We start from the raw sequence: 25,066 nt of genomic DNA on the forward strand, positions 1-25,066 counted from the left end.
GCTGAACACACAAAATTATGTTCTTTAATGTGTTAAAGCTGCGGTGTTTTATTCCTTATTTTTCGGATATATCTTCTCCGAAATGAATGATGTTGCCGCTGTTATCTAAAATAGAAAACTGACGCATTTGCCAAGGCATGTTTTTTAACTTCCCATTGGGATGAACAACGCCTTGCTTTTCGTATTCGTCATAGAGTTTATCAACCTCAGTTACATAAATATAACAACCAGTATTTTTTGGAATGCTTTCATCTTCAGTTGGCCACAAGTGAATTGATATTTCATCTTTACTGAAGATTAAATAGCCATCCCAATTGTTGTGAAAGGTAAAGCCTAGTTTTTCTGTATAGAATTTGATGGTTTCGTCTGCGTTTAAGGAGGCGAGGATTGGTGTTGCGGTTTTTAACATAATAAATGAGTTATGAGTTGCGGGTTATAGGTTACAAGTCATGATTTATACTCTCTAAGATAAACAATTGGGCTATATATCTGGCCATGCAACACACAACCCATAACATGCAACTACTTTAAAAGAGAATAAATCTCACTGTCTAAAAACTGACCGTTAAAATAATAATCTTCTTTAAAATAGGCTTCTTTTACAAAGCCATGTTTTAGTAGAATTTGTCGTGAAGCATCATTACCTGGATTAATATTGGCTTGTATGGTATGCAGCTTCATTTCGCTAAAACCAAAGGCGATGGTTTTATTCAACGCCTCGGATATTATTCCTTTTCGCCAATAATTTGGATGTAGCATGTATCCAATTTCTGCTCGGTAATTAGCTAAGTTTGTTCGCCAATAACCAATAGAGCCAATCATTTGAGCAGGGTTTTCTTTTAATGCAATTACCCAAGCTAGGTGTTGACCTTGCTTAAATCCTTCGTTAAAAGTAGAGATAAATGTTTCTATATCTTGAGTGGTTTTTGGTCGTTCACGATCGATAAAACGCATTACATTTTCGTTAGTTCGCATAGCGAATAAAGTATCGGCATCAGTTAATGCATGTTCTCGAAGTAGTAATCTTTCGGTTTCTAAAACTGGGAAGGAAGGAAAATTTAGGGTTAGCATGTTATTTTTTGAAGACTAAAATCCATATAATTTTTCAAATTCTTTAACTTCATCATCAAACGATTTTTTAGCATGATGAGTTTCTTGATTTTTGATATATTTAGTTACTATCTCTAGGTTTGATTCGCTTACAGACACTGCAAAATAATCATCTTGCCATATAAATTGTTCTTCGGTGAGTTGATTTTTGTTTATCCAAAATGACGACTCTCCTTTTATTAATTGAGCAATCTTAGCAATGGTTTGATCTTTTCCTAAAGATATTAAACAATGGAGATGCTCTGTATAGCCGTTAATAATCTGTAAGTAAATTGATTTCTCTTTACAGTTTTCTATAATGTGATTTTGAACTTTATATCTGATTTCTTTTGTTAATAATGGTGTTCTGTTTTTTGTTGCAAATACAAGATGCACCCATATTCTGGTATAAGACATAGTTTTTCATTAGGTAATAATGAAGATAGAGAAAATGTGGCTAAAGCCAAAACCATAATCTAAATCCGTCAGCTAAAGCAGACGGCAATGAAATGGATGATGCAAAAATAAAGACGTGCTATTATAAGATTTTATAATTCATTGCCGTTGGCTTCAGCCAACGTTTAAGAAAGAACAGAATTTGCCTTTAGCCACCCCTTACTTCCCAAACAATGTTTTATAAATAGAGTATTTGTAATTATCTGGAACTGCACTAGCCACAAAATAAGGCGCTTCAAATAGTTCGGTTAGTTTTTTTCTCAGCTCTGCTAAAAACTCAGGTTTAATTTCTTCGAGGTAATCTCCAGATAAATTTTGCCGGCCAGATTTAAACCAAATACCATCCTTATTCATGGTTTTAACAATATATAGATTTGGTTCTACACTGGTTTTACCAGCATATTGTTCATAGGCATACGTATAAAGCAAAGTCTGAATTAAAGCTTTATTGATATGTTTTCCATCAGAATTAAAAAGTTCAGGAATATCTTTAAAAGTCAATTTATCGCTACCTGTTTTGTAATCGATGATTTTTGTAATACCATCTTTAACATCAACTCTGTCTATATAGCCAAAAATCTTAATGCTTGCTTCTTTTCCGTTAAGCGGGAAAGCGATTTCTGCTTCTACTTTTTGCTCTAAGCTAATGATATTGAAAGGTGTTTGTTTTACATCCTGATCTAGAATAATCGTTACATAAGCATCAACAATTGCCAAAACCACTTTTTGCATTCCTTTGTACTCGTGTACCTTATCAGGATTTTTAAACATCACGAAGTTGAATGCTTTTTGTATCAATGACGGAACTAGTTTTCTTCGTTCATTAATTAGCTCTGCGGTAATTTCTGCAACCCTTAAATCTTGGTAGAAATATTCCATCACCTTGTGTAAAACCGAACCGATTTCGTTTGCTTCTACAACTGCGCTAACCTCTTTTGGCTCTTTAATTAAGGCAATATAATTGAAGAAAAAGTCTATCGGATTGGAGATATATTGCGTTAAAGCAGACGGAGAGATGGCTTTCTTTTTATCTAAATAAACTTGTAAAGTTTTCTGAATAAACTCATTTCCTTCTTTTTCTATCTTAACTTCTTTAAATGGTTCTGTTTTTACATCCAGATTAAGCTCATGGTATTTGAAATCAAAACCACTTTCAAACTCCAATTGTTTCAAAATTCTGCTGGCTTCTCCAGAAGTAGATTCATCTGTTAAGCTGTTATAAACAAAGTTGATATTTTTCGCTCGCTGTACTAAACGATACACCATATAAGATGAAATTGCATCCAAGTTTTCTAATACTGGCAAACCATAAACCCTTCGAATGCTATCTGGAATAAAGCTATTTCCAATGGACGATTTAGGGATAATTCCCTCATTAAAACCTAAAACAACAACCTTGTCGAAATTCAAATTTCTGGTTTCCAATAATCCCATCACTTGAATACCATTTAATGGATCGCCAGCTAAAGGAACAGCTATTGCCTGCAAAGATTTTTGAACCAAATAAATAACAAAAGGAATTTCTTCCTTGCTTATATGTTTACCAAATGTATCGTGTAATCTATTAAGCTCTTGAATGGCTTTTACGAACAATTCTGCATCAATTTTCTTTAGCGTTTTCGCATTTGATAATCGAGTTAAAACATAATCGAGAACTTCTAATAAATAAGTGACAACATTTTCTGGTTTATCAATTTTTTTATAGAAAACTTCAAATAATCCGCTTTGCTTTAACAAACGTTGATGATCTATCTCTACTATGTTTTCATTTAGTAAAGCCGTTTGAATTTTATCCCTCATTTTCTGGCTTAAACCAGACAATGGATGAGTAACAAAAGCCTCTACATTTTTGTAAGAAACCTTGTCGCTTTTTAAAACTTCCAACTGACTAGTTAACCACAAATCTGCCAAGCCAAATATGCTCGATGTAGCCAACGCAAAACCCATTGTTACATTCAAATCAATATCGTTCCCGTTGTAATTTGTAGGGATGGTTTGCAAAGTTGGAATGAGTAAACTTTCATCTGCCAAAACAACAACTGTTGAGCCAATTTCTTCTGTTTCCTCATAATCATCAACCAAAATATGATTAAGAATTTTTGCTTGTGCCGATTGCCCCTGAACTTTAAAAACATTAACCGAATGCTTAGTGGTTTTCATCAAACTTGGTTGGCTCTCAAACACATTTTTTAAGCCCAACTGATTGATGTTTTTACGCAAAAACAAACCTGCTTCTTGCAATGGATCATCTAAATAATATTTATCTGCATCAAAGTAAAATAATGCTTTTTCTGCCTCCTGTAATTGCGTAAATATCTTGGCTTCAGCACTACTTAAAGCATTAAAACCAACAAAAACAATCTTTCCTTTTTCAAAAGTTTTTAAAAATTCTTGCTCATTAATATTTTCTTCTGCCAACAGGCGATAAGCTTGACCGTTGGTAATGTAATCTTGTGCTTTTAAAGTCTCGTGAAACTTGTGATAAAGCTTCGGCATTCTTCGCCACATTTTTATAAAAAGCTCTTGTTGCTTTTTATGTTTTCCTTCAGAATAGGATGTCCAAAATTGAGCTAAAAATTCATATTGCTCTGGACTTAAATAATCAAAGTCTTTGTTAATGATGGAAATATCTTCTAAATCTTGATACAGCTTTTCTGCATCAACCAAATCACTATCTATCTGACTAAAATCACTTAAAATAATCTTCGCTAATGGGAAAAATTTATGGCTAGAAATGGTTTCCAATTTCTCTTCAACTAATAGCTGATTATAGATTTTATGTAAAGTGAAAAACTGCAGGTAAAAATCGGCAATCTTGTATTTTGTAGCGTTTGCAAAAAACTCTTGTATCGTAAAAAAAGACGGACTAAAAAATGGCTTCTGAATTATATCTGCTAAATGTTTCTGCAAATACGCTGATGGCCTTTTGTTATTAAAAATAATGGCACAATTCTGCAATTGCGAACCAAACTTCGCTATCAAATCTTCAGCAACCTCCTGTAAAAATGGTTTTGTTCTCATTTCCATATTAAACCAGTTTTAACTTACCACTAACCGCATAAAACAAATATGTTTTCACGTTTTCAAATCCCATTGCTAATAGTAGGTTTTTATAGCTATCAACTTGTTCAATGTGTTTATCGCTCTCTTCCAAAGTAAATTTATAATCCAAAATAATTACTTCATCATTGGTAATTAAAACCCGATCTGGTCTGTGCAATTTCCCCTTAGCATCGATAATATTTTTCTCTGTGATACTTTCTGTTGCCTTACTTAAAATTGCTTTCAGGTCAGCATTATTTAAAACTTCTAACACAGCTAATTTTAATTCTGATTGTTCTTCATCTTGTATAATTCCTTGCAAAACCAATCCGGTTATATAAGCTTCAACTTCTTTTTCTGTACTTGCATTTGCCAAAATATCGTGTAATAAAGATCCTTTTCTCCCAGATTTTTCGATATTCACCAAATGCCTTAAATGTTTCTCTTCCGATGGCACATACAATTCAGATAAACGAGTTGTAGTAGGATAAGTAGCTAGGCTTATGAAATTAGATTCTTCAACTTTGCTTTCAATCTTCACATAATCTTCAATCGCATACAAGTTATTTTCGTCAAATTCAGCATCAAAGGTTAGGTTAATCACATCGCCCATTGTAGAAAGCTTTGGTTCTTTTTTAGCCATTGTGGCGATGTACAAATAATCCTTAGATCGTGTCGTTGCCACATAAAGCATATTTAAAGCATCCATATTATTGTATAGTAGCTCCTCGTAATAGGCTTTTGAGATAGAAGAATTTGATAAATCCTCAGTGTATTTTAATGGAATGCCACGCAACTCTTTGTAAACCGTATCTTCTGATGAAACCCAAAAAATTGAATTCACTTTCCCTTTAATTTCCCAGTTACAAAACGGCACAAAAACAGCCCTAAAAGCCAAACCCTTAGATTTATGAATGGTGATGATTTGTATCGCATCTACACCTTCAGGCGACGGCAATGATTTTTTCAATCCATCCTCATCCCACCAAGTCAAAAACGCTATAATTCCTTTCTCTCCCATTCGACTAGCATTCGCTGTTAAATCTCTAAACGCCAATAAATATGGAAGGTGTTCTTGCAGGTTTTTTAAGCCATAACTGTCAATTAGAATCTCTACCAATTCTGGCAAAGGCAATTGTAACCAGCTTTGCCAATTTTCGCACAAAGTGGATGGAAGAACATTGCTCAAACCACTTAACGATACCCCATTTAGGTTTAAATAATGATTGGCATTTGGCTCTTTTTCTTGTAATGAGTGATACAGCGCAATACAATTTGCTTTATACAAGGCTGTTTGCGTATCAATACCAACTAACACTTTTAAGGTATTGATGATTAATTGTATGGCCGAGTTATTAGAAATCAACAAAGCATCCCCAGACAAAACCGGTAAATTTTGCTCCATCAATTGCTGAACAGTCAACATCGCTTCGCTATTAGAACGAACTAAAATAGCGATGTCTTTTAATGAATAATTCTGTTCGTTTTTTAGATAGTTTATTTCATTTATTACATCGGCTAAAGCTAAATCTCTAAAAACAGTTTCGGTGAATCTTGCTTCATTTGGTGCATCATCCTTGCCAAACTTCTTAATTTTAATCGTTCCACCTTTTAAAGTATTTGGCGCAAAATTTTGAGTTGATGCTCCATAAATATCTGTTATAATTTGCTGGTAGTTTTGTGCTTGCCACCAAGCGGAAATACTTTCTGGTTTACCTAATAAATTTTCGTTCAACTCATTTTGCAATGTCAATGGAATTTGCCGATACAAAAAATTATTAAACGTGATGATATTCTCCGTACTGCGGTAATTTTCAGCTAAACTATCTTCTAAAACATTGTGCGCACCAACATCTGTTTTGGCGTATTTATGTAAAATATTCCAATCTCCATTTCGCCAACGATAAATAGATTGTTTAGTGTCACCAACAATTAAATGGTCAATTACATCTGGATTTGGTGTAGCAATAGCATTAGTTAAAAGCGACTTGAAACTTCCCCACTGGCTAGTTGAAGTATCTTGAAATTCATCGAATAAGAAATTGCGATATCGATTACCAACTTTCTCCCAAATGAATGAAGGATTATCTCCAGCATCTTCAGTGATTCCGGAGATTAACTTTTGTGCATCGCTGATTAATAAGTTGTCATTTTCTGCTCTATATTGTTTCAATAATACAGCGATTTCCTGCATCAACCTTAAATAGTATAGATTTTTATTGAAAGCAATCGCTAAACTGTAATTTGGTAAATGTGCTAAGTAATGAACCTTTATTTGCTGTAGAATAGGATTTATGGTTTCATAAACTTCCGGCAGGCTTACATTTTTTTGAAACCATTCTTCTGGTTCGTCAATATATTTGAATAATGTTTCGAGATGAGAAAAATCACCTCTGGTAACTAAGATTATTTTCTTTAACCCGTTTCTAGATTTTCCTTTTAGGTCATCTGTTTCGACGCCTAAAACATCCATTGCTTCGTTAGCTTCAGTAGCTAAAGCAATAATTTCATCTTCAAAATTTTTAATTTCAGATTTAGTAATGCTGATGTATTTTTTGAATAATTCATCGATGTTTTCTAAGCCTAAATCTTCAACTGCTGTTTCGAAAATTTGAAACCGTTCAGAGAAGATTTCGCCGATTAAATTGTAAAGTTCAATCTTATAGTTCCAACTTTTATTATCACTAATTCGCTCAATGGCTAAATCTATAATCCATTGTAAAAGTTGTTTATTATGATCCAAAGCTTCATCTAATTTGTTCACCAAATCATCTTTCACTTTATCATAATTCATCTCTAAATTATAATCAGCATTTAAACCCAACTCAAAAGCAAAACCACGAATTACTTTTTGCACAAAACCATCAATTGTACTTACCGAAAATCGACTATAATCGTGAAGGATTTTACGGTAAACTTTCTCTGCCTTAAACTGTAATTCCTGTGCACTAAGATTTGGATATGCAGCAAGGATCAACTTCCTGTAATCTTCAATTTTCTTAGCGGGATCTCCTTTTGCCAAGCCAACCAAAACCTCTAAAATTCTGGTTTTCATTTCCTCCGTTGCCTTATTGGTAAAAGTTACAGCCAATATTTCACGGTATTTATTTTCGCCACTAAAGAGCAAAGTAAGGTAATGCGCTGTTAAACTGAATGTTTTACCAGAGCCCGCAGAGGCTTGAAGAATTTTGAGTGGTTTGTTAGACATGTTAAAATACTTAACCCAAAGTACGTTTAAATCTTTACAGTTGAAAAGTGGTTTTTCAACAATAATTTTACCCTACTAAAACACTAGTCTTTATTTTATTCTATAATTTTGACGCAAATATTTTATAATTTTAACTTATGAAAAGATTAATCCCAATACTATTCACTTTATTTATTGCTAGTACAGCTTTTGCGCAAACTGCAACAAAAGAAGCCGTTCATCTTTACAATCCACAAGCTAATGCGCAAGCAGATATTGATGCAGCTGTTGCAAAAGCCAAAGCAACGAAGAAACATGTATTTGTTCAGGTTGGAGGAAACTGGTGCATTTGGTGCATTCGTTTTCACGATTTGGTAGACTCTACTGCGGCGCTTAAAGACTATCTAAATAAAAACTATGAAACTGTTTTAGTAAACTATAGTGAAGAAAATAAAAATCAGGAAGTACTTAAAAAATTAAGTTATCCAGGTCGTTTTGGCTACCCAGTATTTTTAATTTTAGATGGCGATGGCAAACTAATCCATACGCAAAACTCTGCTTATTTAGAAGAAGGCAAAGGCCACAGCGTGAAGAAAATTACTGAGTTCCTGAAAAACTGGAATTACGGCGCATTACAGCCTGAGAATAATAAATAAAATATATAGTCAGAAAGTCCGGAAGTCAGTAAAGTTAAAGCGTATTAACTTTACTGACTTCCAGACTATTTTAACTTTAGGACTTACTACCTACAATCCATCCCCATATTTAAAGAAGCTGTTTACTGAAACTGGCAATTTACCAGTTGGCATTAATTGATTTTTAAATACCGAAGCCGCAGCTTTTTGCATAAACTCTTCTTTTTGATACGCTACTAAAAGTGCTTTTGCATTTTCTAATCCCGGTAGGGAAGCTAAATTATATGGATTAGCCAAGAACGCAAATACTGCATCTTTCTTAGCCATATCAGCAATAAACATTTTTAAATCTGCGCTTAATACCATTCCATTTCCAGGTCTTAAACGAGTATCTACAATCCCTATAATTACTTGATCTTCTGGTTTAATTTCTGCTAATACTTTTGCAATTGCGTTTGCATTAGCAGTTTTATCTAAGCTAAAAGCGATAGAATTTTTATAAGTGCTTGCTAATTCTTTTTGAAAAACAGTTCCTTCAGAAGTTCCGATATTTATAATTACAGTTCTTTTATCAGGCGTTAATTGTTGTACAAACTCTCTTCCTTTTAGCAAAGTCATACTTGCATCGGCCAGTTGTTGTAGCAATACCAAACTTTCAGGGCGATTTACCTCTGCAACTACATTCTCTTCTTTAATGGTTTGTTTCACATTTAAACCTGCCCAATATTTTGCAGTCAAGATTTTCTTTACACTTTCATCAATGCGTTCCATCGTTAGGCGTTGGTCTCTTATCGCCTCACGAACCATTTTAACTGCTCTTTTACTATTTTCAGATAATTCTAAAATATCGTTACCAGCAATGATACCCATTACATCGGCCTCGCCATCTTTAAAATATTTAACCACACCTTTCATGCCCATTGCATCAGAAATAATAATGCCTTTAAAGCCAATTTCCTCTTTCAAAATTCCTGTAACTATTGGTTTAGATAAGGTAGAAGGCATATTCGGAGTTGCATCTAACGATGGAATATTCATATGTGCTACCATTACACCTGCTGCACCTTTTTTCACCAATTCTTTAAATGGATACATTTCTAAGGTATCTAATCGCTCTTTGGTAAATTTAAGTTGAGGCAAATCATAGTGCGAATCTACATCGGTATCTCCATGACCAGGAAAATGTTTAATGCTCACTAACAGACCACCATCCTGCATTCCTTTTAGGTAAGCCGCACCTTTTTCGGCTACGTTATATTTGTTTTCACCGAAGGAACGGTAGTTAATTACTGGGTTTTTTGCGTTGTTATTTACATCTACATCGGGAGCTAAATTCATGTGCATGCCTACGCGTTTAAAGTCTTTGGCAACTTCTAAACCCATTTTATAGATCAACTCTTTATTTTGTACGGCTCCTAAAGCCATTTGGTAAGGATATGCAATTGTACTATCTAAACGCATGCCCAAACCCCACTCCCCGTCCGATGCAATTAGTAAAGGTACGCGAGCTAGTTTTTGATATTGATTGGTTAGCGCTGCTTGTCTGCCAGGACCTCCTTGGAAGAAAACTAATCCGCCTATGCGTTCTCTTTTAATTACTTTACCAATAGAATCAGTAAATGATTTGCTCTTATTTGTATAAGCTGCAACGAAAAACATTTGCGCTATTTTTTGTTTTTTGTTCAGTTTATTAAACACTGAATCTACCCATTTTGGTTCTTGTTTTAATAGGTCTATGTACGATGTTTGTTGTGCTTTTACGTTTGTTGCGGTAATGCCAAGGGCGATGCTTAAGGTATAAAATAGTGTTCTTTTCATTTCTTCGGATTGTAGATTGGGTATAAAATTAGGTAAAATATTGCTAGGTTATTGCCGCAGATGCGCTGATTAATTTCTATTTTCTTTCCCATATAGGTACATAGAGAAAATAGATGGGCCGTATTTAGTTTACGCTATACTACTTAATCATCAATATTAAATATTAATTAGGTAAGTCGGGTTGCTAGCTGGTTATTGTATTAAATTTGATACACTTTGATGGGTGTTTTAATCGGCTTTGCTTCTATTTTATTTAATTGTTTAAACATGGTATAAATAGCTAGTATTCAATTTATAAGTGTGTTATTTTAGCGTTTTATAAGAGTAATTAAATTAGTTTGGCACATTTATTCCTTAAGGATAGGAAATCAATATTGTAAAAAACGATGAAAAAAATAATTATTCTAGCAATTGGCTTGTTTATTACGGGCGTTGCAAATGCACAATCAACAGATAAGGCTATCCGATTAGGTGTTAAAGCTGGTGTTAACTATTCTAATATTATTAAGGATGATGGAAACAACAATTTTAAAACCGATTATTTGGTAGGTTACCATGCAGGTATCACGTTAGATATTCCGTTGTTACCTAATTTAGCTTTTACGCCAGAGGCTTTGTACTCTACTAAAGGTTATAAATCTAGCTCTACTTTTGGCGATTTTACCCAAACTACTCATTTTATTGATATTCCTATTTTAGCTAGTATTAAATTGGCTGAGGGATTAAATGTTGTGGCTGGTCCGCAAGTATCATTCTTATTATCTACTAATAATAAATTTGAGAATGGTTTTGGTACTACTGAACAACAAATTGTTGAGGATGATGCTGACCGTTTTAAAAAGAGTTTGGTGGGTGGTGTAATTGGCTTTAGATATGACTTTAATAACAAAGTTGGTATCAATGGTCGTTATGCTTTGGATTTCCAGAAAAACAACGAAAACGGAAGTACACAAACTCCTGAGTATAAAAACCAAGTGTTTCAATTGGGTTTAGGTGTTAAATTTTAAGTTAACGGTAGCGTAATTGTGCTTGTTAATTAAGGGAGACCGCTTTGTAAAAGGCGGTCTTTTTTGTTTTAACTCTCTTTCGCTAAAGCAATAATATCTTTCACTTCTAAAACCCTTCTCTCATTATCAGATTTTAAAGTGTTAATCATTGCTAAACCTATTTCGTGTAAGCTTACAAAGCTATTTTGATTAATGGCCTTTAGAATAGGGAACAGCCACATAAAAACCTTATAAAACTTATGCGTGTATTTTAATCCTTTAATAGGTTTTATTATTCCCGGCCGAAAATTAAATACTTGTTTAAAGGGTAACTTCATTAAATCGTTTTCTGTTTTACCTTTTACAATTGCCCAGTTTATACCGCCTTTTTCGCTACTGTTTGTGCTTGCTCCAGAAACATAACAAAAAGTCATATCGGGAGTTAATTTGCTTAAGGTTTGGGCAACATGCAATGTAAGTGTGTAGGTGAGTTTAAAGTATTGGTCTTTATCCATACCAACAGAAGAAACGCCTAAGCAAAAAAAGCAAGCGTTGTAACCTGTTAATTGATTTTCTATGGAAGAGAAATCAAAGAAATCTTGATGGATAATTTCTTTTAATTTAGGATGATTGTACCCGCAGGGTTTACGATTGATGACTAAAACTGCTTCTACTTTTGGGCTTTCTAAACATTCATATAGTACGCCTTCACCAACCATACCCGTTGCGCCAGTTAGTATAACTTTTCCTTTTGTATCCATTTTTGTTTTATTGTGAGAACTAATTTAATGATTATTTAGGTTTTTATCTGCAGGGCGAGTTTTTATATTTGTTGTACAAAACTATTCAATTATGCCCGAGTTACTTTTATTATGTGTAATGCTAATTCCGCAAATTGTTGCTGGAGTTTTTGCAAAAAGCATGGGCAGAAATTTTTGGTTCTGGTTTTTCATTTCTTTCCTCATTCCTATCATTTCTTTAATCATTTTACTGTTTTTGGATGATAAAATTGAACCGAAAAAAGGGTACGATTTAGCAGATCATGTAAAAAAGGATGAAAACGATGTAAACTAAAAAAGCCTCAATCATTAAAGATTAAGGCTTTTTATATGCTGTTTATTGTTAATTTCTTGGTCTTTGTGCACCACCCATTAAATAATCTTTTGGTGGTTCCATATTCAATAGGTTTTGTACAAAATAATCCCAGCGTCTACGCATCATGTACGATGAGTATGGGCCATAACCATGTGCGCTATTTGGAAATAGCACTAAATCGAAGCTTTTATTGGCTTTTTCTAAGGCTTCAACAACTAACATGGTGTTAGATGGTGGCACGTTATTATCCATCATACCGTGTGCTAGCATTAGTTTTCCTTTTAAGTTTTTAGCATAGTTTTGGTTTGCTTGCGCTTCGTAATTCGAGTTTTCTACTAAACCGTTGTAACGTTCGCCCCAATCATCCTCGTAGTTACGGTTATCGTGATTTCCTGATTCGGCTATACCTACTTTAAAGAAATCTGGATAACGGAACATCGCTGCAGCAGTTGCAAAACCACCACCCGAGTGACCCCAAATACCTACTTTATTGGTATCAATCGGATATGTTTTTGATAATTGTCTGATGGCAGCAATTTGATCTGGCAAGGTGTTTTCTGCCATGTTACCGTAGCTCATATCATGGAAACTTTTAGAACGGAAAGGGTTGCTTGTACCTTCTATTACCACAACAATAAAGCCTAATTCAGCTAATGCCTGATGATCACCTCTCGATGCTGAGAACGACCAACTGCCTACGCTTCCGCCTTGCGGACCTGGATAAATGTAATCGATAACTGGATATTTTTTGTTCGCATCCATTTTGGTTGGTGTAAATACCAAGCCGTAAATATCTGTCGTACCATCGTTCGCCTTTACATTTACTGAAATTGGCGCTTTCCAGCCTGTGGCCGCTAACCTAGAAACATTTGTTTTTTCTAAACTGATTACCAATTTCCCTTTCATATCTCTGTAAGCCACAGTTGCAGGTATTTCTGGGGTAGAATAAGTATCTACAAAATAATTGTTTGATGGTGATTGGGTAATGGTGTGATTTCCTTGATCTGGAGTTAATAAAGTCAAGTTTTTACCATCAAAACCAACTTTATAGAAATAACTAAAATAAGGGTTTCCAGCTTCGCGGCCATTACCCATAAAGTAAAGTACTCTGTTTTTCTCGTCTACTTTAAGCAATCTTGATACTAACCAATCGCCTTTTGTAATTTGATTTTTTAGTTTCCCTGTGGCTGAATCATATAAATAAAGGTGTCCCCAATTATCTCTTTCAGAATACCAGATAATTTCTTTCGAACCTGGTAAATAGCGCCAGTTAATTGCACCACGCCCTGATTCGAATTGTGTTTTTACTGTTTCTTCAAATACTTCGCGAACAGCGCCAGTGTTAGCATCCGCAATGCGGAATTTCTCTTGTTTGTGATCTCTTGATGTAGATAAAAACGCCATTTCAGAGGCATCGGCTTTCCAATCGATATCATCGAAAGTACCGCTACTTGCAATGTCATCACTCAATGTAGCTCTGTGCGGATCTGCAGGAATATTTAAGCTAACTACCTTTGCATTTTCTACATCAATAATTACTCTTCTAATCGTTGCAATTACTTTATCCCCTGGCAAAGGATATTTCCAAGCCTTTAAAACTGGTGCACCAACATTGGTGGTTACCAAATACATATCGCTCACATTTCTTTGATCTTGCTGAAAAGTAGCTACTTTTTTCGAATCTGGCGACCAACGAACAATTGGTCCATCGCTCATTGTCCAACCAGCATTATCAGTTGCGTAACCGTAATCTTTAATCCCGTCTGTAGTTAATTGTGTTTCTTTTTTGCTCTCCACGTCTTTAACCCACAAATTCCAGTCTTTAATAAATACTGCTTTTTTGCCATCGGGCGATAAAACTTCATTTCTATTTCCAAAGCGTCTTCCTCCTTGTGCAGGCGCAGCAGCATCCGAATATTCGGTTGTTAATGTTTTAGTTTTTTTAGCTGGATCTACCAAAAAAGTCTGAGTAGCACCTTGATTTTTTACTGTGTACCAAAATTTATCGTTGTCCAACCAATTAGGTCTTCCAGGAACTCCATCAATAAATTTCTCGGTATTGTAACTCATAAAGCCTTCGGCTCTCTCGTAATCTTTGGCAGTTAAACTGCCTTGTTGGGCATTTGCAGCAAATGTTAATGCAATTGCTGATACCGTAAGTAAATATTTATTCATATTCTTATTTTCTTATGGGATAAAAATAGGATGTTTTCTATTTATTGGTTTCAAAGTATTAGGAATAATACATTTAGATAGATAAGCGTGGGTAATTTATCTATTCGTAAACTTCTTTATTAATTACCTGCGGCATTTTTTGATTGTTTAATGCAGCTATGATATTTCTTGCGGCCATTAGCGCCATTTGATCTCTGGTTTCTACAGTTGCCGAACCAATATGTGGAAGCACGCAAACATTTGGTAAATTAAGCAAGGGGTTATTTTTATCCATCGGTTCTGGATTAGTTACATCTAACCCCGCTCCCCAAATGGTTTTATTTTGTAGAGCGTCGATTAAGTCTTTTTCGTTATGTACAGCTCCTCTTGCAGTATTAATAAATAGTGCTGAGGGTTTCATTTTTTTGAAAGCAGTTTGATCAAAAATATCTTTGGTTTCATCAGAAAGATTAGTGTGTACAGAAATTACATCGCTTTGTTTTAATAATTCATCAAAAGAAACATACTCAGCATCTAATAAATTTTCCGTTTCTATGTTTCGTTTTCTGTTGTGATAAATGATTTTCATTTCATAAGCCGCTTTAGCTTTTTTTGCTAATTCGATGCCTATTCTACCTAAACCAAAAATGCCTAAGGTTTTCCCGTATAATTCGATGCCTAAATCTGCGGTTGGTTCAAAACCTTTCCAATTACCTTGCTCAATTTTTTTGTGCATATTAAATGCGTTACGAGATACGGCAAGCATTAATAAAAAAGCTACATCTGAGGTCGCTTTACTGAGCACACCAGATGTATTGCTCACTGGTACTTTATACAAACTTGCGGCATTGATATCAACATTATCGTAACCAACACTCATTAAAGCAATGCATTTTAAATGTTTGCACTGCTCAAAAAAATTGGCATCTAATTGATTTCCTCCAACACTTAATACGGCGTCATGTTGCTTGGCTAAATTAATCAGCTCTGCTTTTGTTAATGCTAGTGTTTCTGAATGAATTGTAAGCGTATGTCCAGCTTCTTCAAGTAACTGAATTCCTTTTTGAGGTATCTTTCTAGTAAAAAAAATATTCATGTTGACAATACAAATATCTAAAAATAGTAAAGCAAATCTCCCTTTTTATTTCCCTTGCAATGTTTTATTCAATTTTTCCCGAATCGTTGTATTTTCTTGTATGGATAAAGATTTTTTGAAACATTCGATCGCTTTTGGTTTATCGCCAATTGCCAGGAAATAGTCGCCATATGAATCGTAGACATTAAAACTTTCAGGATAATTATCAACATTTAGTTTAAACAGTCCTCCAGCTTTGGGGTATTGATTTCGCTGTAAACATTCATACCCCAAGCCGTTTATCATATTTTCAGGTGGGTAAAGCTTATAACCAAACAGTTTTGAAACTTCCTGATAATGTTTTTCGAATTTATTTACTAAATCTACCGTAGGATCTGTAAAGTCTTTAAAGGAAAGCTTAAAACGATACTTGCTAAAAATGAAACGAAAAGCATCATATTCAGCAATTAAGGGTACAGATCCATGGTCATCATTGCTATAATATTTACTTTCATACCTTAATCCGTTTTGCTTTTGATCTTTAATATTTTTATCCAAATCAAGAATTGAACGGATATGTTTGGTACCAATAGATGTGTCGCTCCGAACTTTAGTGATATCCATACTTTCGTTCATAGTATTTGCAATTCCTAAATACAAAGTAGTACCTGAAAAATTCTTTTCTCTCAAAGATTTCTTAGTTGTATTTAACAAATTCATTTTATCCCACCACATGCTTGGGTCTATGCAAATGTAGGAGTTGAATAATTTTGTATGATTTATTGCAACGTTCATTACTGTTAGGCCTCCCAATGAATGCCCAATTAACATTTTGTAAGGTTGCGTTGAATATAAAGAATCAATACGTGGCATCAATTCCTTTTCAATAAATGAAACAAAGCGTTCGCCACCCCCTGATGTTTTTGAAGATGCACTGTCTATAAAAGGAGGGTCAGCATCTACATGTGTTGGGGTCAAGTCTCTTGTTCTATCTGTATTTGGAATGCCCACTACAATCATTTCGGGGGAAATAGTATTCCCATTTACTTGACTAAGTTGCTGAATCATACCTACTACTGAATAAAAATGGGCATCACCATCCAATAAATATACTACAGGATATCGCTGTTTAGAATCGGCGTTCCAGCTACTTGGCACATATACCCAGATTTTTCTTTGTTCATTCAGAATTTTCGATTGGATGCTATCAATTGTTCCGATGGTTACTTTATTATCCTTTTGAGCCAAGGCACCTAATGAAAGAATTGCCGTAAGAATTGAAAGAATTAATTTTTTCATTGTCGATATATGGTTTGCTGTTATTTAGATACGGCACAACTCTTAAATATTAGGAAAAGCCTATTTATGAAATCTTCGATTCAAATAAAGCAGATCAAATTTATTTAAATCGGATAATTTGAGATTGAGCATAGTTGTTACTTTAGTAAACCTAAGATAGTGAATTTCAATTGAAAACATAAAGCTGACCTTTGATTATGCTCTGCTTAATATTGGGATGATACCATGTTCGTAACAGCTTAACTATTACTTCGAATTTAACTCGCACTTCAGTCGGACTTTGGTCGGATTCAATTGTCACAAGTCCGAACCAACCCCGAACTAACTCCGTCTAAAGCCCGTTTTAACAAATATACTTTTTCGATGTTTTTATAGAGCGAAGACGAGGCAAATAAATCCTTTACATTTTCTTACAATTGGTATAACCTTACAGATAAAAATTAAAAATGCTCTCCCCAACTTTTTAGACTTCCAGTACTCTGATATCTCTCCCTTTTTCCTGAAAACAAAAAATGCCCAAGCAAAGCGAGGGCATCTTATTATTATATTTGGTTAGATTTAGTCTATAACAGTAATTTTAAGCATGTTTGTTTTGCCTTTAATCTCCATTGGTATAGCAGCTGTATTGATAATCACATCTCCCTTTTTAATTAATTTCTTTTTCTTTAAAAATTCATTAACCTCGGTAATTGTATCATCAGTACTTTCAAACTTATCGTAAAAGAAACCTCTTACTCCCCAAACTAAACTTAATGTATTTAATAAAGCTTCGTTACTGGTAAAGATAAATATAGGCGATTTAGGGCGATGTGCAGAAATTTCGAATGCCGTATAACCACTCAACGTCATTGATACAATACCTACCGCATTGGTTTGTTTAGAAAGTGAGCAGGCCGAATCACAAACTGCATCGCTTAAGAAACTATCTGCTTTAGGTTTTAAAAACTTTTCTGGGTGGAAAGGATAACTGTTATCTTCTATGTTACAAATAATTTTCTGCATCGTTTCAATTACAATTAGCGGAAACTCTCCAACTGATGTTTCTCCACTTAACATTACCGCGTCTGCACCATCCAAAACCGAATTCGCTACGTCATTTACTTCTGCACGCGTTGGACGAGGCGTAGTAATCATGCTTTCTAGCATTTGCGTAGCGATAATTACTGGTTTAGAAGCCGCTCTACATTTCTGTACAATCATTTTTTGCAATAATGGCACTTCTTCCATTGGCATTTCTACTCCCAAATCTCCACGAGCAACCATAATCGCATCAGAAACAGCAATAATTTCGTCGATATTTGCAATTGCCTCTGGTTTTTCAATTTTAGCAACAACTCTTGCTGTTTTACCTCTCGCTTTAATAATATCTTTTAGCTCGATGATATCTTCCGCATTGCGGACAAAAGATAAACCAATCCATTCTACATCATTTTCTAAAACAAATTCTAAGTTTTTACGATCTTCTATCGTTAATGAAGGGATAGAAACTTTAGTATTTGGAAGATTTACACCTTTTCTAGATGTTAAAATACCGCCATGTACAATTTCGCAAACAACTTCATCTTTATAATTGGTTTCAAGTACTCGCATTTGCAATTTTCCATCATCTAAAAGGATAATTTCACCTGCTTTTACATCTTGTGGGAAGTTTTCATACGTGATGTAAATCCGCTCCTCATTACCCACACATTCTTTGGTTGTAATTACGGTACGGCTACCATTAACTAAGTGAATACCACCATCTTTAACAGTTCCAATTCTAATTTTAGGCCCTTGTAAATCGGCCAAGATGCCAACATTATATTTATATTTTTTGTTGATGCTACGAATGGTATCTAAAACTTCTTGATGATCAGCCTGAGAACCATGAGAAAAATTAAGGCGGCAAACATCTAGTCCTGCATTAAACATACTATACAAAACTTCTGGTTTGGCTGATGCCGGGCCTAAAGTGGCCACTATTTTAGTTCTTGAATGAAAAGGTTTCATTTATTATTATTTTATTGACGATAAAACAAAAAAGTGGAAATTTATTGAAAATAACGTTGTTTTATCTATTTGTTTATGTTGCGTTTCAGTTTTATTAAGATTCAAATATAGTGTATTTAATACACGAACAATATAAAATTTACATTACTAAATTCTCTTTTGACTTTAATTTAAGCGGATTTATTTGCGCAGCTACCTGTATATCAGTCAGTTTATTTAATCTTGTCAGGATAAAATTAAGATCTTCTTTATCAATATATTGATGGATGATCATAAAAAAATCTACTTTATTCATCTCCGGAATTAAAAATCCTTCACTGTTCCGATTACTCACCAAATAATACTCAATTTCACCCTGTTCTACAAAATAATAAAACTTAGAAAACGAAAGTGGGGCTTCATCAATATTATAATAAACCTCGTGATCATCAGCCTTTTCGAAATCAAATTCTAAGCTTTTATTAATTTTATGGCATAGTATATAATCTTTTGCAGCTGCCGTTATCGCGATTAAAACAAAATCAAGGTCTAAAGAGAGTTTTAAATAAGTTTTGTTCAAAACAGAATATTTTTTTAGAATTACGAAATTATAAAACTAATTTTACATTAAGTTTGAAATAAAAACATTAAAATTGATTGAGAAATAAAAACATTTGAAAAGTGTTAGAATTTTATTTTTCTTTGCACAGAATTATTTAACCATTAAATTATAAAATTATGTCTGATATTGCTTCAAGAGTTAAGGCTATCATTGTAGAAAAACTAGGTGTTGATGAAAGCGAAGTTACGCCAGAAGCGTCTTTCACAAACGACTTAGGTGCGGATTCTTTAGATACCGTTGAGTTGATTATGGAATTTGAAAAAGAATTCAATGTTGCTATTCCTGATGATCAGGCTGAAACTATCGGTACAGTTGGTCAAGCAGTTGCTTATTTAGAAAAAAACGTTAAGTAATAAAATACGCTTTCCGTACAATACGTATAAATGGAATTAAAAAGAGTAGTAGTTACAGGTTTAGGGGCGCTCACTCCAATTGGTAATACCACCCAAGAATTTTGGGATGGTTTAATTAATGGTGTGAGCGGCGCTGGGCCCATTACAGGTTTTGATACTGAAAAGTTCAAGACGAAATTTGCATGTGAGCTTAAAAACTTTAATCCAGAAGATCATTTGGATAAAAAAGAAGCTCGCAAGTTAGACCCATTTGTGCAGTATGCTTTAGTAGCTACAGCAGAAGCCGTAAAAGATGGTGGTTATGATTGGGAAAAAATCGATACCAACCGTGTAGGTGTAATCTGGGGCTCGGGCATAGGCGGATTTAAAACGTTTCAGGAAGAAATGAAGAATTTCTTTTTGGGCGATGGAACTCCACGTATTAACCCTTTCTTTATTCCGAAAGTAATTATTGACATTGCTCCCGGCCACATTTCTATGAAATATGGTTTACGTGGACCAAATTTTTCTACTGTTTCGGCTTGTGCTTCGGCTACCAATGCCATGATTGATGCTTTCAATTATATCCGTTTGGATATTGCTGATATTATCATTTCTGGTGGTTCTGAAGCTATTATTAACGAAGCAGGTATTGGCGGTTTCAACGCCATGCATGCGCTTTCTACAAGAAATGATGATCCAAAAACTGCATCACGTCCATTTGATAAAGACCGCGAAGGTTTTGTTGCTGGTGAAGGTGCTGGGGCCATTATTTTAGAAGAATTAGAACATGCTAAAGCTCGTGGCGCTAAAATCTACGCAGAAATTGTAGGTGGCGGTATGAGTGCTGATGCGAATCACATTACTGCTCCACACCCACAAGGTTTAGGCGCAAAATTAGTAATGGCAAATGCATTGAGAGATGCTAAAATGACTACTGCTGACATTGATTATATTAATGTTCATGGTACTTCTACTCCACTTGGAGATGTAAGTGAAAGCAGAGCGATTGTAGATTTATTTGGCGAAGATGCCTATAGATTGAACATTAGTTCTACTAAATCTATGACAGGACATTTATTAGGTGCAGCGGGTGCTATTGAGGCAATTGCAACTATTTTAGCTGTAAAAAATGACATTGTTCCTCCAACAATTAACCATTTTACAGATGACCCTGAGTTTGATCCGAAATTAAACTTTACGTTTAACAAGGCTCAAAAGCGCACAATTCGTGCTGCTCAAAGTAATACCTTTGGTTTTGGTGGTCATAATGCATCTGTTATTTTCAAAAAATACGAAGGTTAACCTACGAAAACTATCTTTGTTGATATTTGTATTGTATATTTATACATTACACAGTTAACTTTTTAATTTTTTGTTATAAGATTTAATGCCATTTTTCAATTTATATAAACTTTACTTATCGCCCAACAAAGAGTTTGTAAAAAAACTTAAAAACATTTTAGGCTTTGTGCCTGGAAATGTGACTTTGTATAAAATGGCTTTCAGACATCGTTCTGTTGCTAAAGTTTTAAAAAATGGCAGTAGAAGTAGCAACGAACGCTTAGAGTTTTTAGGTGATGCCATTTTAGGGTCTGTTATCGCGGAGCTTCTTTTCAAAATCTACCCCTACAAGGAAGAAGGTTTCTTAACCGAAATGCGCTCTAAAATTGTAAATAGAGCCAATCTAAATCAACTTGCTCGTAAAATGGGTTTTGATCAACTGATTGTTTTTGATCAGAAAACGGTAAATGTACAATCCAAACATCATTCTATGCTAGGAGATGCTTTTGAAGCATTAATTGGCGCTGTTTATTTAGACAAAGGTTACAACTTCACCAAAAACTTATTATTAAAACGCATTGTTAAGCCATATATTGATGTGCATACTTTGGAAATGACGGAAACGAATTTCAAGAGTAAATTAATTGAATGGTGTCAACGTCATGGTAAAGATATTTCTTTTGATATGGTAGAAAATGGCGAAGGCGAAAGCACTAAGTTATTTACCATTCATGCAATTATCGACAGTGAAAATCATGGTATTGGAAGAGATTATAACAAGAAAAATGCAGAGAAATTAGCTGCAGAGAAAGCTTGTGAATCGTTGGCTATTTAGTTTTAACAATTGGCAATTTTCAATTAACAGTTTTGGATTTAGAGGTGCAAACCGCCAAAGAAAATTATTTAACTGGTTTCGTTAACGTATCTGTATATTTCTTGTAAGAATCCTTAATCCACTTTGTGGCATCATAAACTGTCCAGTTTTTTGCTTTCTCGTAATCTGGGCGATAATTAACCATGAAATCTTCTAATGCTTTTCCTTCTAAACCAGTATTTTTATTAATAGTAAATTTATTAAAGAGTTCATCTACTTGGTTGTTTTGAAGTTCGGAAACATACATGTTGTTAAATCTGCGGGCATTGTTTGGCGTTCGACCGAACAATTCATAGATAGCTGTCAATGGTGAGAAAAAGTAGGAAAGGATAGGTGGTTTGCCGCCATAAAAAGATCCCTTATTTTTAAAATCTCGCTTAATATCATCCAACGTTTGCTTTTTACTTTGTCCGTTAATCACTACTTCACTTAGCGTATTTCCTCTATTTAACGTAATTACCATATCTTTTGTAGAAGCAACTACTACTTGTACATCATTAAATCCTCTTTTAATAATTTCTAAAGTATCTCCAACATTAGCTCTAATTTGAAACAAGCCCATGTCATTGCTTCCAACACTATAATGATTACGTTTATTGCTAATTTCTCCTAGGGCTATTCTAATTTTTGATCCATTTTCCATAAGAACGCCATTCAGCATAAATTCTTGTTGCGCAAAAACAGTTGCCGAAGAAAGTACGAATAGGAATAGTATGCCAAAAAAAGATAAACGAGCCAATCTCATTACAGAGTTAATTTTATTTTGTAAACTTAAGGATTGTTTGTTAATCCCTTAAGTTAAAAAACGTTAATAAATGGGTAAAGTTTTATCTGCTTTGTATTTATTTTATGCTGCATTAATTTTTATCCTATTGATGTTCATCGCCTTACCTTTTGTTTTATTAGCCACCGCACTCTTGGCTCCAGCAACTGGTAAACGAGTTGGCATGTTTTTTTTACGATGCTGGGCATGGGGATTTAGTTTAACTACTTTCTTTTGGGTAAAAACCACTAACAAACATTTAATTAATCGCGAAGTGCCACATATTTACGTTGGCAATCATGGTTCTTATTTAGATGCAATTGCAGTTTGCATTAGTGTTCCGCAATATTTTAGCCCATTGGGGAAGATAGAAATGGCTAAAGTGCCTGTCTTTGGGTGGATTTATAAACGTATTGTAGTGATGATAGATCGAAGTAGTAAAGAAAGCAGAGAACGATCTGTAGCTGCATTAAAACGTGATATTGCAAATGGGCAATCTATTCTTATATTTCCAGAGGGAACAATGAATAAAAGCGATGCTCCGCTTAGTGAGTTTTACGATGGTGCTTTTAAAATTGCTATCGAAACTCAAACACCATTGATGCCTTTTGTAATGATCAATAATAAAAAATTATTACCAAGAGTACATCCTTTAAAAGCACACCCAGGTTTATTAACTACTGTTTTTATCACACCTGTGGATGTAAAAGGCTTGCAATTAGAAGATTTAGCTATGCTGAAACAAAAAGTATACACCTTAATGGAAGAGGCTATCTTAAAATATAGCTAAGGTATTGTTAGATTGTTCAATTGCTATTTGTTGAAGTCAAAACTTTATACTTTTTACTATCTTTGCACATGATAAAATCAATGACAGGCTTTGGCTTGGCCTCTACAGATCATGAAAACGTAAAGTTTGCAGTAGAGATAAAATCTTTAAACTCTAAATTTTTAGAGTTAAATTTAAAATTACCTAGAGCATATTCAGATAAGGAACTTTTGTTGCGCAATACTTGCAGCAAAGATATAGAACGCGGAAAAGTAAATGTTTCTATCAACATTGAACGTAGTGACGATAACCAAAAAGGAGCTACAATTAATACCGTTTTATTAACTAGATATTATAAGCAATTAGAAGAAATTAACGCTTCATTGGGCGCTAACTCGGCTAATCTATTGCAAACAGCTTTAAATTTCCCAGAGGTAATTACCTATACGGAAGAAGAAGTTGGCGAAAACGATTGGGAGGTTTTACATCAGACCTTTTTAAAAGCTTTAGCAAACTTTAATCAGTTTAGAGAAGATGAAGGATCTGTTTTAAGAACTGATTTAGAGCTTCGTATTCAAAATATACTTGATTTTTTTGCACAAATAGATAAACTAGCTCCATTAAGGGTTCCACAGGTTAAAGCTAGACTTACTCAATTTTTAGAGGAAACAGTTGGTAAAGTAAATTACGACCAGAACCGTTTAGAGCAAGAACTGATTTATTACATTGATAAGTTAGATATTACTGAAGAAAAAACTCGTCTAAAAAGCCATTGCGATTACTTTATGGCGACTTTAAAAAGTAAAGATGCCAACGGTAAAAAACTTGGTTTTATTTCTCAAGAAATAGGCAGAGAAATTAACACCATGGGCGCAAAAGCTAATGATGCACATATACAGCAGTTGGTGGTGGGCATGAAAGAAGAATTAGAAAAAATTAAAGAACAGTTATTAAATGTATTGTAAAGTTGTAAGGTTGAAATGTTTTAACGTTCCAACTTTCTAACTTTTCAACTTTCCAATTAAAATGAAACAAGGCAAACTCATTATATTTTCTGCACCATCAGGAGCTGGTAAAACTACCATTGTTAGACACTTATTGAAGAAATTTCCGCAATTAAGTTTTTCTATCTCCGCTACTACGAGAGATTCTAGAGGTAGTGAAAAGCACAAAGACGATTATTATTTTATCAGTAAAGAAGACTTTTTACATAAAGTTGCTCGTCAGGAGTTTGTAGAATTTGAAGAAGTTTATAACGGCACTTTTTATGGCACGCTTCGTTCGGAAATTGAACGGATTTGGGATGAAGGTAAACATGTAATTTTTGATATTGATGTAGAAGGTGGCTTGCGTTTAAAACGTAAATATGAGGATGATGCCTTGGCGATTTTTGTACAACCACCATCTTTAGAGGTACTAAAAGAACGTTTAACTGGTCGTGGAACAGATAGCGCAGAAAAATTACAAGAGCGATTTATCAAAGCTGAAAAAGAATTGTTGTACGCTGATAAATTTGATGTGATACTTAAAAACCACGATTTAGAAATTGCTTGTAAAGAGGCTGAAAAGTTAGTGGGAGACTTTCTTCAGTTATCAGTTACCGCCTAACTATTTACAG

At 34.2% G+C, this 25,066-nt stretch carries 22 protein-coding genes; 9 read left to right on the forward strand and 13 right to left on the reverse strand.

Annotated features, from left to right (window positions below; translation table 11 throughout):
- Window positions 1-55: 55 nt before the first annotated feature.
- From GM921_RS11390 to GM921_RS11410, 5 genes are all read right to left on the reverse strand, one after another.
- Window positions 56-409 (reverse strand): bleomycin resistance protein, encoded by a 354-nt coding sequence (locus GM921_RS11390; protein WP_182922762.1) that lies wholly within the window; start codon window positions 407-409, stop codon window positions 56-58.
- 113 nt (window positions 410-522) lie between these two features.
- Window positions 523-1,071, reverse strand: a complete 549-nt coding sequence (locus GM921_RS11395) for a GNAT family N-acetyltransferase (RefSeq protein WP_182922763.1) — start codon at window positions 1,069-1,071, stop codon at window positions 523-525.
- 15 nt (window positions 1,072-1,086) lie between these two features.
- Entirely contained in the window at window positions 1,087-1,506 is a 420-nt protein-coding gene (gene tnpA / locus GM921_RS11400; RefSeq protein ID WP_182922764.1) for an IS200/IS605 family transposase, read from the reverse strand.
- Between the two features lie 198 nt (window positions 1,507-1,704).
- Complete coding sequence (locus tag GM921_RS11405; protein ID WP_235969826.1) at window positions 1,705-4,572, reverse strand: PD-(D/E)XK nuclease family protein; 2,868 nt, start codon at window positions 4,570-4,572, stop codon at window positions 1,705-1,707.
- A gap of 1 nt (window position 4,573) precedes the next feature.
- The gene (locus tag GM921_RS11410) at window positions 4,574-7,795 is read right to left on the reverse strand and encodes a UvrD-helicase domain-containing protein (protein WP_182922765.1); all 3,222 of its coding nucleotides are present in this window, start codon (window positions 7,793-7,795) and stop codon (window positions 4,574-4,576) included.
- A 137-nt stretch (window positions 7,796-7,932) separates the two neighbouring features.
- On the opposite strand from GM921_RS11410, the gene GM921_RS11415 reads away from it, so the two are divergent.
- Window positions 7,933-8,430, forward strand: a complete 498-nt coding sequence (locus GM921_RS11415; protein ID WP_182922766.1) for a thioredoxin family protein — start codon at window positions 7,933-7,935, stop codon at window positions 8,428-8,430.
- A gap of 90 nt (window positions 8,431-8,520) precedes the next feature.
- On the opposite strand, the gene GM921_RS11420 is transcribed toward GM921_RS11415, so the two are convergent.
- Entirely contained in the window at window positions 8,521-10,227 is a 1,707-nt protein-coding gene (locus GM921_RS11420; protein ID WP_182922767.1) for a glycoside hydrolase family 3 protein, read from the reverse strand.
- A gap of 386 nt (window positions 10,228-10,613) precedes the next feature.
- Between GM921_RS11420 and GM921_RS11425 the strand changes: the two genes are divergently transcribed.
- Complete coding sequence (locus GM921_RS11425) at window positions 10,614-11,234, forward strand: porin family protein (RefSeq protein ID WP_182922768.1); 621 nt, start codon at window positions 10,614-10,616, stop codon at window positions 11,232-11,234.
- Window positions 11,235-11,302: 68 nt separating this feature from the next.
- On the opposite strand, the gene GM921_RS11430 is transcribed toward GM921_RS11425, so the two are convergent.
- Window positions 11,303-11,974 carry an NAD-dependent epimerase/dehydratase family protein gene (locus GM921_RS11430; RefSeq protein ID WP_182922769.1) on the reverse strand — a complete coding sequence of 224 codons (672 nt, stop codon included), beginning with the start codon at window positions 11,972-11,974 and terminating at the stop codon, window positions 11,303-11,305.
- A 91-nt stretch (window positions 11,975-12,065) separates the two neighbouring features.
- Between GM921_RS11430 and GM921_RS11435 the strand changes: the two genes are divergently transcribed.
- Window positions 12,066-12,287, forward strand: a complete 222-nt coding sequence (locus GM921_RS11435; protein WP_182922770.1) for a hypothetical protein — start codon at window positions 12,066-12,068, stop codon at window positions 12,285-12,287.
- A 48-nt stretch (window positions 12,288-12,335) separates the two neighbouring features.
- On the opposite strand, the gene GM921_RS11440 is transcribed toward GM921_RS11435, so the two are convergent.
- From GM921_RS11440 to GM921_RS11460, 5 genes are all read right to left on the reverse strand, one after another.
- Window positions 12,336-14,483 (reverse strand): S9 family peptidase, encoded by a 2,148-nt coding sequence (locus GM921_RS11440; RefSeq protein WP_182922771.1) that lies wholly within the window; start codon window positions 14,481-14,483, stop codon window positions 12,336-12,338.
- Between the two features lie 100 nt (window positions 14,484-14,583).
- Complete coding sequence (locus tag GM921_RS11445) at window positions 14,584-15,558, reverse strand: 2-hydroxyacid dehydrogenase (RefSeq protein WP_182922772.1); 975 nt, start codon at window positions 15,556-15,558, stop codon at window positions 14,584-14,586.
- A gap of 45 nt (window positions 15,559-15,603) precedes the next feature.
- Window positions 15,604-16,836 carry an alpha/beta hydrolase-fold protein gene (locus GM921_RS11450; RefSeq protein ID WP_182922773.1) on the reverse strand — a complete coding sequence of 411 codons (1,233 nt, stop codon included), beginning with the start codon at window positions 16,834-16,836 and terminating at the stop codon, window positions 15,604-15,606.
- Between the two features lie 558 nt (window positions 16,837-17,394).
- The gene (gene pyk / locus GM921_RS11455) at window positions 17,395-18,825 is read right to left on the reverse strand and encodes a pyruvate kinase (protein ID WP_182922774.1); all 1,431 of its coding nucleotides are present in this window, start codon (window positions 18,823-18,825) and stop codon (window positions 17,395-17,397) included.
- A 139-nt stretch (window positions 18,826-18,964) separates the two neighbouring features.
- Window positions 18,965-19,384 carry an IPExxxVDY family protein gene (locus tag GM921_RS11460; RefSeq protein WP_182922775.1) on the reverse strand — a complete coding sequence of 140 codons (420 nt, stop codon included), beginning with the start codon at window positions 19,382-19,384 and terminating at the stop codon, window positions 18,965-18,967.
- Between the two features lie 158 nt (window positions 19,385-19,542).
- Here GM921_RS11460 and GM921_RS11465 point away from each other — a divergent pair, with 158 nt between their 5' ends.
- The 3 genes from GM921_RS11465 (at window position 19,543) to rnc (ending at window position 21,877) form a co-directional block, all read left to right on the forward strand.
- On the forward strand, window positions 19,543-19,779 hold the full coding sequence (locus GM921_RS11465) for an acyl carrier protein (RefSeq protein WP_031266521.1): 237 nt from the start codon (window positions 19,543-19,545) through the stop codon (window positions 19,777-19,779).
- A 30-nt stretch (window positions 19,780-19,809) separates the two neighbouring features.
- The gene (gene fabF, locus GM921_RS11470) at window positions 19,810-21,063 is read left to right on the forward strand and encodes a beta-ketoacyl-ACP synthase II (RefSeq protein ID WP_182922776.1); all 1,254 of its coding nucleotides are present in this window, start codon (window positions 19,810-19,812) and stop codon (window positions 21,061-21,063) included.
- 85 nt (window positions 21,064-21,148) lie between these two features.
- Entirely contained in the window at window positions 21,149-21,877 is a 729-nt protein-coding gene (gene rnc, locus GM921_RS11475) for a ribonuclease III (RefSeq protein WP_182922777.1), read from the forward strand.
- A 64-nt stretch (window positions 21,878-21,941) separates the two neighbouring features.
- On the opposite strand, the gene GM921_RS11480 is transcribed toward rnc, so the two are convergent.
- Window positions 21,942-22,661 (reverse strand): hypothetical protein, encoded by a 720-nt coding sequence (locus tag GM921_RS11480; RefSeq protein WP_182922778.1) that lies wholly within the window; start codon window positions 22,659-22,661, stop codon window positions 21,942-21,944.
- Window positions 22,662-22,731: 70 nt separating this feature from the next.
- On the opposite strand from GM921_RS11480, the gene GM921_RS11485 reads away from it, so the two are divergent.
- The 3 genes from GM921_RS11485 to gmk all read left to right on the forward strand — a co-directional run bounded on the left by GM921_RS11485 (window position 22,732) and on the right by gmk (window position 25,056).
- Complete coding sequence (locus GM921_RS11485) at window positions 22,732-23,469, forward strand: lysophospholipid acyltransferase family protein (RefSeq protein ID WP_182922779.1); 738 nt, start codon at window positions 22,732-22,734, stop codon at window positions 23,467-23,469.
- A gap of 80 nt (window positions 23,470-23,549) precedes the next feature.
- A complete protein-coding gene (locus GM921_RS11490) occupies window positions 23,550-24,413 on the forward strand; it encodes a YicC/YloC family endoribonuclease (RefSeq protein WP_182923920.1) in 864 nt (287 codons plus the stop codon).
- Window positions 24,414-24,474: 61 nt separating this feature from the next.
- On the forward strand, window positions 24,475-25,056 hold the full coding sequence (gmk, locus tag GM921_RS11495) for a guanylate kinase (protein WP_182922780.1): 582 nt from the start codon (window positions 24,475-24,477) through the stop codon (window positions 25,054-25,056).
- The last annotated feature ends 10 nt before the right edge of the window (window positions 25,057-25,066 follow it).

This window comes from Pedobacter planticolens, assembly GCF_014172375.1.
In the GTDB taxonomy this organism is placed as follows: domain Bacteria; phylum Bacteroidota; class Bacteroidia; order Sphingobacteriales; family Sphingobacteriaceae; genus Pedobacter; species Pedobacter planticolens.

What these genes read in the sequence shown, in the direction of transcription:
- GM921_RS11390 (WP_182922762.1), bottom strand. Translation starts at nt 409, where the DNA reads ATGTTAAAAACCGCAACACCAATCCTCGCCTCCTTAAACGCAGACGAA.
- GM921_RS11395 (WP_182922763.1), bottom strand. Translation starts at nt 1,071, where the DNA reads ATGCTAACCCTAAATTTTCCTTCCTTCCCAGTTTTAGAAACCGAAAGA.
- tnpA (WP_182922764.1), bottom strand. Translation starts at nt 1,506, where the DNA reads ATGTCTTATACCAGAATATGGGTGCATCTTGTATTTGCAACAAAAAAC.
- GM921_RS11405 (WP_235969826.1), bottom strand. Translation starts at nt 4,572, where the DNA reads ATGGAAATGAGAACAAAACCATTTTTACAGGAGGTTGCTGAAGATTTG.
- GM921_RS11410 (WP_182922765.1), bottom strand. Translation starts at nt 7,795, where the DNA reads ATGTCTAACAAACCACTCAAAATTCTTCAAGCCTCTGCGGGCTCTGGT.
- GM921_RS11415 (WP_182922766.1), top strand. Translation starts at nt 7,933, where the DNA reads ATGAAAAGATTAATCCCAATACTATTCACTTTATTTATTGCTAGTACA.
- GM921_RS11420 (WP_182922767.1), bottom strand. Translation starts at nt 10,227, where the DNA reads ATGAAAAGAACACTATTTTATACCTTAAGCATCGCCCTTGGCATTACC.
- GM921_RS11425 (WP_182922768.1), top strand. Translation starts at nt 10,614, where the DNA reads ATGAAAAAAATAATTATTCTAGCAATTGGCTTGTTTATTACGGGCGTT.
- GM921_RS11430 (WP_182922769.1), bottom strand. Translation starts at nt 11,974, where the DNA reads ATGGATACAAAAGGAAAAGTTATACTAACTGGCGCAACGGGTATGGTT.
- GM921_RS11435 (WP_182922770.1), top strand. Translation starts at nt 12,066, where the DNA reads ATGCCCGAGTTACTTTTATTATGTGTAATGCTAATTCCGCAAATTGTT.
- GM921_RS11440 (WP_182922771.1), bottom strand. Translation starts at nt 14,483, where the DNA reads ATGAATAAATATTTACTTACGGTATCAGCAATTGCATTAACATTTGCT.
- GM921_RS11445 (WP_182922772.1), bottom strand. Translation starts at nt 15,558, where the DNA reads ATGAATATTTTTTTTACTAGAAAGATACCTCAAAAAGGAATTCAGTTA.
- GM921_RS11450 (WP_182922773.1), bottom strand. Translation starts at nt 16,836, where the DNA reads ATGAAAAAATTAATTCTTTCAATTCTTACGGCAATTCTTTCATTAGGT.
- pyk (WP_182922774.1), bottom strand. Translation starts at nt 18,825, where the DNA reads ATGAAACCTTTTCATTCAAGAACTAAAATAGTGGCCACTTTAGGCCCG.
- GM921_RS11465 (WP_031266521.1), top strand. Translation starts at nt 19,543, where the DNA reads ATGTCTGATATTGCTTCAAGAGTTAAGGCTATCATTGTAGAAAAACTA.
- fabF (WP_182922776.1), top strand. Translation starts at nt 19,810, where the DNA reads ATGGAATTAAAAAGAGTAGTAGTTACAGGTTTAGGGGCGCTCACTCCA.
- rnc (WP_182922777.1), top strand. Translation starts at nt 21,149, where the DNA reads ATGCCATTTTTCAATTTATATAAACTTTACTTATCGCCCAACAAAGAG.
- GM921_RS11480 (WP_182922778.1), bottom strand. Translation starts at nt 22,661, where the DNA reads ATGAGATTGGCTCGTTTATCTTTTTTTGGCATACTATTCCTATTCGTA.
- GM921_RS11485 (WP_182922779.1), top strand. Translation starts at nt 22,732, where the DNA reads ATGGGTAAAGTTTTATCTGCTTTGTATTTATTTTATGCTGCATTAATT.
- GM921_RS11490 (WP_182923920.1), top strand. Translation starts at nt 23,550, where the DNA reads ATGACAGGCTTTGGCTTGGCCTCTACAGATCATGAAAACGTAAAGTTT.
- gmk (WP_182922780.1), top strand. Translation starts at nt 24,475, where the DNA reads ATGAAACAAGGCAAACTCATTATATTTTCTGCACCATCAGGAGCTGGT.